The organism is Actinomadura montaniterrae (assembly GCF_008923365.1).
Taxonomy (GTDB): Bacteria; Actinomycetota; Actinomycetes; order Streptosporangiales; family Streptosporangiaceae; genus Spirillospora; species Spirillospora montaniterrae.
This window is the reverse complement of record NZ_WBMR01000256.1, coordinates 1-12,340: the sequence shown is the minus strand read 5'-3', so window position 1 is coordinate 12,340 and position 12,340 is coordinate 1. Positions and strand designations below refer to the sequence as shown.

The window sequence follows — 12,340 nt, the reverse complement described above, 5'->3', positions numbered from 1 at the left end:
CCGCCCGTCGGTGGCAGCAACGGCGCCAGCCGCTCCCACTGCGCATCGGTCAAGTCACCACGACCCATCAACCCACAGTGACCCAACCAACGCCCACCGTCAGGCGATCCAAGAAACAGGCCCTAGGTGGCCATCGCAAAAGGAGGAGAGAACTTGGCGGTTACAGGTGCAGCGGAACGGCCGACGATGACGGGTGCGGTCGGGGCGGCCTACGCGGTGGCGGTCCGCAATTTCGCCGCTCTGCTCGTTCCGACCGGTGCCGTACTGGTCCCGGGGGGGTCATCGTGGCGGTCGGCCTGTTCTTCGGCGCGGTGAGGCGGGAGGCGGTCCTCACCGAGGACGGCTTTCGGCCATAGTTCACCTCACCGGCTGCGGTCGTCGGGACGGTGCTGGCGATCGCGGTGGTGCTCGTGGCCTATGTCATAACGCTGGCCGCAACGACGCTGCGCGTGGCCGGGATGGATGCAGGCGCGGCCCTCCTCGGTCATGGCCGCCCTGGGTGCGGCGGCGCGCCGGCCGGTCACCATGCTTGGCATCGCGGTGCTGCAGGTCGTGCTGTGGACCCTCCCCGCGGCGGCCGGGACGGAGGTCGCCGGCTGGACGGACGCCGTCTGGCCGGGCTTTCTGGCCAACGCTATGGTGTGGGCGGTCGTGTGCTGGTCGATGCTGGCGGTACCCGTCAGCGTGCTCGACGACTGCGGAGCGGTGGCCGGACTGCGGAGCGGTGGCCGGACTGCGGAGCGGTGGCCGGACTGCGGAGCGCTTGGTCGCTGGCGGCGGGGCAGTGCTGCGACGTCTCGCTGAGGCTGACCGGCGGGATGCTGGTGATCCCCGGCCTGTTCACCGCCGGCGTCGCCTGGGCACTGTCCTTCCTTCACGGGACCGCGTCGCTGCTGATCGGCGTCCCGGGCATCGTGACGGCGTTCTTGCTCACCATCCCCTTCCAGGCATCGGTGCTTGCGGCCGGAGTCTTGCTGCTCAAGGACGCCGAAACGACTGTTGCTCGCGGCCGGGCCGGCGGGGGTGGAGGAGTGCGTGGGCGGCTGTGCCCTTCCCCCGACTCAAGGACCACCTGGTGCGCCTCCTTCAGGGCAACGCCGAGATACGCATGCGCTACCGGCCCGCCTTCACGGCCGAGAAGCACCAGCCGGGCGTGGCGACGCTGATCGCTCCGACGCACTGGAAGGACGCCAAGGTCGCCGCCACTGCCTCCCGTGCCCTTTCGACGGCCTCCGGCCCGGCGAACGCGGCGACCGGGTCGGCAAAGTATGTGATCCTTCCCCGGCTGATGGCCACGTCGAAATGGCCCTCGGGGAGCGAGTACACCTGCGCGCCCCCTCCCCGAACCTGACGTTGCCGATCCCCTCCTCCTCGTCGGCGGGGCGCGCCACCTCCAGCATCGCTCCAAAGGGTCGATGCCGACGGCCCGCCCGTCCTTCGCGCGGCGCCCCGCCAACGGCCTGCCCCCAGCCCCGCAGCGGCCGACGGCGAGGACCCGGTGACCCCGCCTCGATCCCGGCCGCCCGCGAGAGGGCTCTGCGGCGGTACGGGCGACCTTTGGAAAAGTGGTCGGTTGCGTTGATTCGCGGTTCCCGGACTGTAACGTTCGTAGCCCTTACGGAGCGGGACCAGATCCTCTTCACCGGCATCGACATCGCCAACAGCAGTGCCTACACCGTTGCGATCCGCACTTACACGCGCGCGGTCGGCTCCGCCACTCATCCCTATGCCGCCGACACCAACACACAGAACGATTCAACAGCCTTCAGAAAGCTCCTGGCAAAACCCAGACGACTTTTCGCAGAGTGACGTGGGTAGATGAATATCGCATCCCACATGGTCGTGGCAAGACACCCGCGTCTCACCCGAAAATTACGAAACACTCAGCTGTTCATGGCCGCATTCGATGTAGAGCCACGCGTCACCTCACCGAGCTCTATCCAGGAGCGGCGAGGTCTCTTCTCCGGCCGCGTTCCCGTTCGCCCCGGATTTCGATGAGAACCTCCCCGGCGCAAGGGCCCAATGCCCGACGGGCTTGCGGCGAGCGGGTTCACCGTGCTGGTCCACACGTTCTTCACCGAATACGGTGACGTCTTCGGCCCGGGAGTGATCGCCGACACGAAGCCGATGAGTATGGCCCATACTTGCCCACCGTCCGTGGCCGGCCGTCGGTTCCGACGACCGGGGCGTTCCCGCTCCCTGGCGCGTTGACGAACAGGTCGCCCTCGCGGATCCGGAGTTCCAGATCACCACGTCCTTGGAGCAGGTACAGCACACCAGTCTCGCATCCTGCCGGGTCGAGGACCCGCACCTACCCGGGCTCCCGCGCCGGCACGTGGACCTCGCCTGCGAACGGCACGACGTGATCACGCAAATGAAACGACCCTGCGCGCGCGAGTCTGCGTGCGGGTTCCAACGACCAGTGTCGAGCACGGTGACCGCGGCCAGCGCGCCGCACGTGCATTTGGGTACGAGCGCTCCGGCGAGCGGGACTGGCGCGGCGACCCGGCAGATGTGCTTGCCGGTGGCGAGCAACAGATCACGGTCGCTGCGGTCGACGACGAGGGCGCCTTGGTCGAGCACACTCAGCACAAGGTCGCTGTCGGGGGGCCGTGACCTCGACGGCATGGGCCACGGAAGCGCCATTGGCCGTGACCTCCAACGCCGCGACCGCGCCCTGCCGGGCCAGCGCGCGACCCACAGCTGCCCGGAGCCATCGAACTCGCCGCCTGCCAACGGGCCGGGCAACCGCAGGACAGGACCCACCGGACGCAACGTGGCCGGATCCAACACCCGCACCATGCCGGAAGCACAATCACGATGGGCGGCGGTCGCCCCCATCGCCAGATGCGGATCGCAGCGCGCGTGCCCACGTCCAAACGCCCGGAAAATCCGGGGCCGGTCAGATCGGGGGAGGGCACCCGACCGTTGTCCAGATCGTGGATGATCAGATGCTGATCATCCACGGTGACCTGCACCCGGTGGCCGCAAGCGTCGGGTACCTCGCGGCGCTACTCGACCCGGCCACTGTCGGGGTTGCCCGTCCCGCCTCGCCTGTCACCCGGCTCCACAGCCAGGCGCCACCGTCGACGGCGGCGACCGCATGACCGATCTGGCCTGTGCCGAGCAGCGTCGCCAGCAACGCGACGACGAGCAGAACGGCCGCCGTCCACCCGGCCAGCCCAACTCCCACAGCTCGTCGGGAACCAGCCGCTCGTTGAAGCTCGCCACAACCGATCCAACGAGCAATCACCAATCAAGACACGGTCTAAAACGAGATCACCGGTTCAATGAAAGGTACTTACGCACCCACCCACACCACACCCGACCATCACCAAAAGTCGCACTACATACAAACTCTGTTACAGCCTCTAAAAGCTAGGGCGGCGATGCAAACATTCGGTCGATCATCACGTGCAGGAATGCGTTGAAACTGTGAGTGTCGGTGCGGCGGGGGGCGCTGCTGGCCGTATGCCGTTGTGGTATCTCACTGTGGCGGCGTCTCCCATCCACCTGTGCTGCCACAACGCCAGTTCCTGTGGGTGGCTGGCGAAGAAGTTCAGGAACGCATCCGCAAGGATGCTTGATGCCCTGCCGGTCAGGTGTGAAATGGGCGACCGCGCCTTGCATAGCCTCGTCTTCGGCCGTGTGGGCACGCTGCATTACCTGCCGGTAGAGCTCCGTCTTGGTCTCCGCAACGTGACGAACAGAGTGGATGTCGTACCCCGCCGCATCGGCGATCATCTGCAGCGAGGCCCCGTCGTACCCGAGTTCGGCGAAGATCCGGGTTGCAGTCTCGATCAGCCGCTCCTGTTCCATGATTCAGCCCCCTACGACTGCTCCCCTAACCCCAGCGTATGTGAAGCGTGGCTCCCTGGGGCGCGCCGTGCGACAGGTTGACTGGTGACGCTGTCAAGTCCCGTCACCTCTCTGCGATGAGCCCGTAAACACCCGTGCGGGCTTTGGTGCGATCGGTGCGGAGATCGAGCGGATCGAGCGCGTGAGGCCGCACCTGCGCGACCTCGGCGACCAGGACCGCCAACTCGCCGTCCTATGCGCGCGTCGTGACGCACTCGCCGGTCAGCGGGTGCCAGCATGAACACGATCTTTGAGCCCACCCCGGCCGCCGCTCTGAGACCCCCCGTCCACCGGCCAAGCTGTTGACACCGCACTTGTGTGTGCATCGACCGCCGTGCCCCTCCACCGACGCTCCCGACCACGACGCGGCACGCCTGGTCGCCTACCACCCCGAACAGGGGTGAGGGTGCTGTGCAACGGCGTGATCGTCTCCGACGACACCGGCGGACTACTCCCCGACGGGCACAGCATCGGTATCCACAACGACATGTTCGAACCAACGGCCCCATAGGCCGCGCCCGCTCCCCGGCTCGGCACCGCGGCCCCACTCCCGCGCGCCGAGCGTCACAACGGATAAGCAGGCCTCACCGATCCCCCAAACCCCGGCAAGGCACACCCCCACCCCCGCAGGCCCATCCGTCCCAGCCCGGCGCCGGGCTGTCATCACCTTGCACCGGAGCCCCCGATGCCGACCCGGCGCCGGAGAACACCAACCCACCGACGGGGCATGGCCGGCGGGTACAGACCCGAACCAGGCCTCGGCCATGCCCTCCCGATCAGGCCCGGCGACCCCCACGCCGCCGCCGGACGGTCGTTGCCCCTTACCGGGCTACATCTCTTGATGTATGTCTCCGCGTCGATACATCAGACCAGCCGGTCGGCGATCCGAGCCGCGGCCCGGCCGTCGTCGAAGGCGCAGAACCGCTCGACGAAGGCGTCGTAAGAGGCCTTGTACTCGGTGGAGATCGTGTCGATCTCGCGGATCGCCGCGATGACCTCATCGGACGTCGAGAGCAGCGGGCCCGGCGCCTCGGCTTCCAGGTCGAAGTAGAACCCGCGCAGCTGGTCGCGGTATTCGGCGAGGTCGTAAGTGAAGTAGACGATGGGCCGTCGTGTGCAGGCGAAGTCGAACATGGCTGAGGAGTAGTCGGTCACCAGGATGTCGCTGATCAGGTAAAGATCGGTGATCTCCGGGTAGTTCGTGACGTTCATCGCGAAGTCGTCCAAGGCAGGCCCGTGGACGTCGTCGGCCATGAGATGGTGCCCGCGGATCAGCAGGACATGGTTGTCACCCAGCTGCTCCCGTGCCCGCGCCACGTCGAGGCGCATGTTGAACCGATACCGGCCGCCACCGTGGAATTGGTCGTCACGCCAGGTCGGGGCGTACAGCACCACCCGCTTGTCGGCCGCGATTCCGAGATGTCCGCGTATTCGCCGGATGCGCTCTGCGGTGTCAGGTGCGAAAAGCAGGTCGTTGCGTGGGTAGCCGCTCGTCAACACCTCACCGTCATAGCGGAACGCACGCGCCAGGACCTCGGTGCTGAACGGGTTGGGAGACAGCAGCAGGTCCCATTTGGCCACGTCCGCGGCGAGGTGATCCAGGTAGGCATCGCCGCTGGCGAACCGCACCTGTTCTATGTCGAAGCCGATGCGTTTCAGCGGAGTGCCGTGCCAGGTTTGCACGTAGCTCTGGCCCTCGCGCTTGAGGTAGTCCTTCGGCATGTCGTCGTTGGACACGACATACCGGGCCTGCGCGAGTGCGGCGTAGTAGGCGCGGCTGTTCTGCCGTACGACGATCGCGCCGTCGGGGGCGGGCGTGGCCATGTCACGCACGACCCAGATGTGGTCGCGTTGATCGCCGCGTCGTCGCAGTTCGTCGGCTATCGCGCGAGGGCTGTCGGAGCAGGACTTGCCCTTCCAACTCACGAAGAGGACCGCGTCGCGCAGCGGTTCGCGCATCATCCGCCGGTAGGTCACCTCTCGCAGTACACGCTGGTTGAAACGGCCCCGCTCGGCGGGTTCCGTGTCGTGCTCGACCACGACGACGGGATTGTCGTAGTCGGCGCACAGAAAGCGATAGCGTTTGGGGCCGTACGTGACAGGCTCCTCCCGCAGGGCGGCGAGGCTTGCGTGGTTATACGTCGCCGGGACCGTCTCGGCGGCACCTGGTCGGCGCACAGCGATTCGCCATTCGCCGTCACGCATCGGCGTGATGGCGCCGTACGATTCGATCGCTGTGACGGCGATCTCGATCGTGAAGCGGTCCCCATCTCGCTCGAAGCCGAACACGTGCCGGTCTGACGAACCATGGCGAAGCAACACCGTCTCGATGGTTTCATGGTCCGGGTCGATAATGGTGCCTCGGAGGATGAGCCGGCCGTCTTCGGTCCACTCGTGTTCGTCAATGACCGGCCGGAATGCCCGCTCGGTGAGGAGCGCGTTGCCGTAGCGCGTGGCCAGCACGGCGAACTCGCGCCCACCATGCGCGTATCGGCTCTCGGTGAACCTGTCGAGGAGGGCGAGGCGCACCGGCTCGCCGGCTCCGACCCGCACGAACGGCTCCCAGTGAATGTCCTCTCCGGTTCGCTCGGTGGCGGCCAGCCGCTCTGCGAGTTCCACCTCCGCGGTCAGTCGGGAAAGATCGACTCGCCCGCGAAACTCCTGGTTCGTAAGTTTCTCTATGGGAAACTCCAGTGTGGCAGTGCCGCGCACGCGTCGGAGAAGGAGTTGGAGGCTTTCGCTACGAGCCGCGGCCGAGCCGATGAGCCGTCCGGTGACCTCCAGTTCGTCACCGTCCATGCGGTGACCGGTGAGAGCCGCGTCCAGGCGTACAACGTCTATCACAAGCTTGCGGCCGCTCCATCGGGCGCGTACGCGGGTCGTCGGGTCGCCAAGGCGGTGTTCGGGGCGCTGGGGCCGGCCCTGGACAGGCGTGTGCAGCCACATCGGCCGCCACATCCCGCGGCCCCGTACGAGGACAATGCACCTCCACTCGCCGTGCCGCCACCGGCCGAACGCCCGGAGGCGCCAAGGATCGATCGTGCACTCGAAGCCGCCCCAGTCGTAGCAGTAGCGCTCCTGGCCGGACCGCTCGGTGGCTTCGGGATCGAGCACGGATTTCATACGGACTAGTAGCGGCAGGCCCAGCCGCCCCTGTGGCATGAGCACGAGCAGTTTGCTCGTGTGCCGCCGCTTGGTGATACTGCGCAACTTGACGTAACTGCGGCCGGTGACGCGCAGCTTTCCCCGGTGCCACTCGACCGAGTCGACCCGGGTAACGGGAAGCGTCTCCCGGAACGACAGCCGGAAGACACGGTCGGGGATGCGTAGCTGCGAATCGCCACGAAACGGCAAGTCCGCCAGGAGACGGCCGCGCCGTCTCACGGTGGGAACCGCGCCGCCCAGCTCGGTCCGTTCCCAAATCAGGAAGTGCAACAGTTCGGGCATCAATCGTCGCTCGGCGAGGTGGAACTTGAGTCTGGCCCGCGAAGTGAGCGTCCTCATCACTCGAGCGTTGACCTGGCAAGTGTAGCTGTTGACGAGGTCGAGGAACCGCTTGCGGTAGGCATCGTCGGTGCGCGGAAGATCACGAAAGTACAGGAGCAGGTCGTTGGCGAGTGCTTTGCGTTGATGCTTGCGGAGCAGCCGCCGCGAGCCATGGGAACGCAGAAACGCGTCGATGGCCAGCAGCGCTTCGATCCGGTCATGAAGGTTGCTGATGTCAGTACGCCGCTGCGTAATCGACAGGTCGCCCTTCCCCCGCTCTCGCCAGTAATAGATGACGTCGGTCAGGACGTCCACGCGCCGAGCCAGGCAGTGGAGCTGGACGGAGAGCCTGATGTCCTCGTACAGCACACCCTCCGGAAACCTGAACTCGTGGGCGTCCCAGAAGGATCTGCGGATCACCTTGTTCCACATCGTGACGTCGTACAGAAGGCGCGGCGTCTTGGTGATATGCGTCCCTGTACGGTCTGACCGGATCGCCCTGCTGTGCAGCGCCGAAGCGCGCACACCCTCCGGACCGAGGCGCTGCACGCCGCCGGATACCAGGTCGGAGCCGGTCTCCTCGATGGTGTGGACGAGCAGCTCGTAGGCATTGTGCGCAACTATGTCGTCGCCGTCGGCGAACGCGAGCAACTCCCCTCGGGCGCGTTCGACACCGAGATTGCGCGCGGCGCCCGGTCCCTTGTTGTCCGAGTTCAGCAGCACGAATCGGGGATCGCGCTCCACGTACGAGCGGGCAATCTCCCCACTGCGATCGGTCGAGCCGTCATCGACCATGATGACTTCGAGATCCTGGAACGTCTGACTCGCGATGGAGGCGAGGCAGTCGTCAAGAAACTCTTCGACATTGTAGAAGGGCACGATCACGCTGAGCCGGCTGGTGCGGCCCTCTGGCGCCCCACTGGAGAATGACAGCATCACGTTCCAATTCAGCGAGGGAGATTCAGTAGCCGACTGCGGATGGGCGAACGCCCGAGGCGGCTTCGGACTGCAGGGCAAATCGAGATGCATCCCGATTGGAGCCCTGTGTTCCTATTAAGACGTCATCTCATTTGGTTAGTCGGCGGTGACAGGTGAGGGTGGCGGCGATGCCTACGAAGGCCCGGAAGTGCTCGGGCTTGCGTTCGTAGCGGCGGTACAGGCGGCGGCAGCCGCTTATCCACGACACCGTCCGTTCCACCACCCGGCGGTGCCGCCCCAGCCGGTCGGAGCACTCGATGCCGCGGCGCGATGCGCGGCATGATGCCCCGCCTGCCCAGCCAGCGCCGCAGGTCGGCGTAGTCGTAACCCTTGTCGCCGGGCAGCTTGGCGGACAGACGCCGACGCGGCCCGCGCCGCGAGCGAATCGGCGCGATACCTCGCACCAGCGGCTCCAGCGCGAGCTTGTCGTGAGTGTTGGTCGCTGATATCCCGACAGACAGGGACGTTCCGGCACGATCGGTCAGCAGACGGATCTTCGATCCACGTTTGCCGCGGTCGACAGGATTCGGACCCGTCAGCTCTCCCTTTGCTCGCCCGGACGCTGACGGAGTCGATCGCGCACCGCGACCAGTCGAGTTTCCTGCGCATGCTCAACTCGTCCAAAACGAGCCGCAGCAGCTTGGCCCTAACCCGCGCGGCCGTCCACTCGGTGAAGCGCCGATGCGCAGTCGAACCCGACGACCCGAACACGAGAGGCAGTTGCTGCCACCCCCTCGTTCATGAGACCTCCGGTACAAGAGGCGGCGCCCACAGTTGACGAAGGGGACAGTCCGGCCATGGGCGCTCGTGGCAACTGACAGGTTGAGATTCCGGGCCGACCGCCTCCAGACCGACCAGGACGCCGTCCTCAATGCTCCGATCAACCCGTCGTCCGCACCCGGGACGCTCTCGATGTTCACGGCCAAGGTGTCCGCGGTCTCGCGGTGCCGCTCATCCGTCGTGCGCGCAGGTAGATCACGGCAGCCCGATTGCTCGCATGGCCCGTGCGTTCCTCGAGTTCCGGGAGGGCGGCGCCGGCGATCGCGGCGAGCCTGTTGCCGTGGTACCGCAGGTCGTGAATCCGCCTACGGTGCAGGGCCTGTTTTCGCGCCGGATGCTCGGCCACGCCCATGAGCGAGCACCACGACGCGGCCTAGGGTAGCGGGCAATGTCGGTCGCCCAGGCTCAGCCGATCTCGGACTCAGAAGGGGGCGGCCTCTTGCACCCTGGTGACTTTTCGGATGGACGAGATGCGTCCCAAGACGACGAGCCGGACGGCCGCGCGGAAGTCGGTCTCCGGATTGGCGATGAGGGCACCGACCTGGCCGGCCGCGGCCATCGGCTCCGCCGGCACACCTGGGCGCACACCGATGACATAGTCGGCATCCAGTGGGCTCGCCGCAGCTACGCAGCCGTTGGGCAGGATCCCATACGGCCCTTCGAAGACGCGACTTTCCTGGGGAATGAACGACGCGAACGCGCGGATCACGACGTGCGCGGCAGGACCGATGACCGTCACCGCATCCATGTGCTCGAGAGCGCTCCCGACCTGAGAAGCCAGGTCCTCGGTGAGCGCACCTGACGTGATGAGATCGGACGCAGTCAGGGGCGTGGCGTCGATGCGGCTCACCACGACGGAGTCTCCAATGCCGGTGATCACGGCTCTCATCCGCTCCTTCGCGGCTTCGACGGCCTCAATGGCCTGGGCGGCCACGGTGGCGGTGGGGAAGCCGGAGACTTCGCGGATACCGTGCTTGTCGACCACCATCACCCGCGTACCGCGGATGTGCACCTCGGCGATGGTCTTGTCCTGCCACAGTTCACCGATCAAGTGCTGGCCGCAGAGCACGTAGTGCACCCTGCGTGCCGTGAGTTCGTCGCCACCAGTCTCCCGAACGAGCACGTCAAGCCACATTTGAGCGAGTCGAGGTCTGATCGACGTTGCGATTTGCGCGGCGCCCTCCCAGCCCTTGTCCGGTGCGGGTGCGGGCGTCGGATCCTTCGGCGGCCTGGAGGCTCTCCCCGTGACGGGGCCTCCTGCGGGCTCCGCCGGAAAGGCGGCGGAGACGGTTCTTGGTCCTCGACCGCTTCGGCAGCATCCTTGCCCGCACGGATCGCAGCCTGTTCTGGCGGCGCGCCCGGGCCGAATTCCCGGGTATCTAGGGAGGGAGACGAGCTGGCGAAGGGCATCGGACTGACAGGAGGAGGATCGCTCTCTGTCGCGCTCGGCTCAGCATCTGTGACAGGCATGGCCTCGCACAAATCGGATGCTCCTTCCACCGAGTTGGCCTGAGGGCGATCCGTCCTGGTACCTGCCACGCGCTTGTCCTGCGGATCCGGCAGTGCTTGTTACGCAGGATCCCCCACGCCCAGCGAATCCCAGAAATCAAGTCCTGAGGCAGGCTGTTGACCCATCGTCATCGAATACGGTCCTTTCCGGTCATAGCTCTCGCTATCGAGGCTCTAGATTGAGAAGCTTCTTCCGCCGACCGGGTGGTTTCCTGATCACCGGAGCGACACACACGGAGGCGTCGCTTACGACGCGCATGATCCTCTGGGGGGTCGCCGCGAACTGCAGCCCCATCTGCAGTTCCAGCAGGCGGTGACCGTTGACGGCCCTCCATCCAACCCTTGTCCTCGGGGATCAGACCGATGAAGCGCCAGCCGCGCAGCAGATCCATAACCGCTTCAGGGCCGATATCCACATCGGCGCGCGCGTGATTTGGTATCAAGGAGACCTTTTCCACGGACACCCCGCCGTTCTGCGGGTTCCGCAGCCCGGTGATGGGGGCGAGCCAGGCACGAGCGGCCTCCAATGTCACCCGGTTGGGCTCGACGGGAACCAGGATCGCGTCGGCCTCCGACAAGATCAGGTCGGTGAAGTTCGCGTGATACGGCTCGGCGACCGAAGTGCTTGACGGAAGTATTGGCCTGCTCCCGCGTCAACCCGCCGACGCCGAGCCCGTCATTCAGAAATTTCTGCTCCGCGAGAGGCACGCACTGAGCACCTTTTAGTCTCCAGTGGCCCACGCGGGACCAGAACCAGTACCGGGACTTGCCCTGGCACCAGGACGCCCAAGCCAGGCCGGATCTGCCACCGGCCACGACCGCCTCGGACTTCTTGCGGAAGTTCTTGGTTCGGTAGTCGATACCCGAGACCACGGCTTCACGACTTCCTCCGGGCTAGGCTTCCTTGTCCGAGTAGTACTCCTGCACCAGGTTGACGGAGGGCCTCAGCGCTTGGCGCCGAAGCGACTCCAGATAGAGCTCGCGCGTGTCGCCGCTCGCTGCGGCGGCCGCTCTGTCCCCTCCAGCAGCCGCAGTACTGGGCGGCTGCGGGTCCCCTCCGCGATCGTCCGCTCCGCCGTCGGCAATTCCACAGCCGCATGCACCCGCCAGCAGAGTCACCACCAGGCCGTGCCGAAGAAGACATGCTGCAAAACCCTGTCGGCTGGCGGCGGGGTTCGGTGATGCTTCAGGCATCGGCATCCTTGCTCGGCTCGTGAGGGACGGGGATGACCGTCCTGAGTCGATGCGAAGGCGCATGGCGTCGTCCGGAGAAAGCGGCTGACATACTGTCACGCCGGCCAAACGGGCGGGTTCGCTTCTAGGGTGCAGGAGTCCGGTCGCCTGACCACAGCACCCACGAGAGCTCGATGCCTACCCCCCAGAGCATCCTCGCCCGTGACCGCCAGGGGCATCTACGCTATAGGGAGGCGCTACAGATAGCGCATATATTCTGCATATTAACCAGACAATGAACCTTTTTCAGCAGCCGTGCGGGGTCTGCTGATCACATGGTGGTCGCGGTCGGTGTGGCTGCCCCGGAACGTCAAGGAGCCCCTGGTAGGACTGTTGATCTCTCACAATCCCTCGTCCGCACCAGAGGCCCCGCATGCTTTTGTATCGTGCTTCGCTGCCGTTGTCGCGCCAGACTCTGACCTACGCCACCGGCGTCGTCCGCCGGCACCGCAAGAAGATCGGCAGCAAGGGCCGGGCGTTGCCGCCCGGCCTGCAG

Annotated in this window: 6 protein-coding genes and 2 pseudogenes; 4 read left to right on the top strand and 4 right to left on the bottom strand. The window is 66.2% G+C overall.

Going from position 1 to position 12,340, the window contains the following annotated elements; genetic code table 11:
• The first annotated feature begins 462 nt into the window (after positions 1-462).
• The 3 genes from F9B16_RS43925 (at position 463) to F9B16_RS43915 (ending at position 1,809) form a co-directional block, all read left to right on the top strand.
• Complete coding sequence (locus F9B16_RS43925) at positions 463-804, top strand: hypothetical protein (protein ID WP_151546198.1); 342 nt, start codon at positions 463-465, stop codon at positions 802-804.
• A gap of 271 nt (positions 805-1,075) precedes the next feature.
• Entirely contained in the window at positions 1,076-1,351 is a 276-nt protein-coding gene (locus tag F9B16_RS43920; RefSeq protein WP_151546197.1) for a hypothetical protein, read from the top strand.
• A gap of 206 nt (positions 1,352-1,557) precedes the next feature.
• Positions 1,558-1,809 (top strand): hypothetical protein, encoded by a 252-nt coding sequence (locus F9B16_RS43915; protein ID WP_151546196.1) that lies wholly within the window; start codon positions 1,558-1,560, stop codon positions 1,807-1,809.
• Positions 1,810-3,378: 1,569 nt separating this feature from the next.
• On the opposite strand, the gene F9B16_RS43910 is transcribed toward F9B16_RS43915, so the two are convergent.
• Entirely contained in the window at positions 3,379-3,819 is a 441-nt protein-coding gene (locus tag F9B16_RS43910; RefSeq protein WP_151546195.1) for a TetR/AcrR family transcriptional regulator, read from the bottom strand.
• 353 nt (positions 3,820-4,172) lie between these two features.
• Here F9B16_RS43910 and F9B16_RS53225 point away from each other — a divergent pair.
• A pseudogene (locus F9B16_RS53225) lies at positions 4,173-4,369 on the top strand (DUF5999 family protein).
• Between the two features lie 353 nt (positions 4,370-4,722).
• Here the strand turns inward: F9B16_RS53225 and F9B16_RS43900 are convergent.
• The 3 genes and pseudogenes from F9B16_RS43900 to F9B16_RS43890 all read right to left on the bottom strand — a co-directional run bounded on the left by F9B16_RS43900 (position 4,723) and on the right by F9B16_RS43890 (position 10,237).
• Positions 4,723-8,280 (bottom strand): bifunctional glycosyltransferase/CDP-glycerol:glycerophosphate glycerophosphotransferase, encoded by a 3,558-nt coding sequence (locus F9B16_RS43900; RefSeq protein WP_225992475.1) that lies wholly within the window; start codon positions 8,278-8,280, stop codon positions 4,723-4,725.
• Positions 8,281-8,410: 130 nt separating this feature from the next.
• Positions 8,411-9,051: pseudogene (locus tag F9B16_RS43895) on the bottom strand (IS5 family transposase); the annotation flags it as partial.
• 472 nt (positions 9,052-9,523) lie between these two features.
• Complete coding sequence (locus F9B16_RS43890) at positions 9,524-10,237, bottom strand: hypothetical protein (RefSeq protein ID WP_151546193.1); 714 nt, start codon at positions 10,235-10,237, stop codon at positions 9,524-9,526.
• Positions 10,238-12,340: the final 2,103 nt, after the last annotated feature.

Excerpts from the sequence above, each read along its gene's own strand:
- F9B16_RS43925 (WP_151546198.1), top strand. The coding sequence starts at position 463 with ATGCAGGCGCGGCCCTCCTCGGTCATGGCCGCCCTGGGTGCGGCGGCG.
- F9B16_RS43910 (WP_151546195.1), bottom strand. The coding sequence starts at position 3,819 with ATGGAACAGGAGCGGCTGATCGAGACTGCAACCCGGATCTTCGCCGAA.
- F9B16_RS43900 (WP_225992475.1), bottom strand. The coding sequence starts at position 8,280 with ATGCTGTCATTCTCCAGTGGGGCGCCAGAGGGCCGCACCAGCCGGCTC.
- F9B16_RS43890 (WP_151546193.1), bottom strand. The coding sequence starts at position 10,237 with ATGTGGCTTGACGTGCTCGTTCGGGAGACTGGTGGCGACGAACTCACG.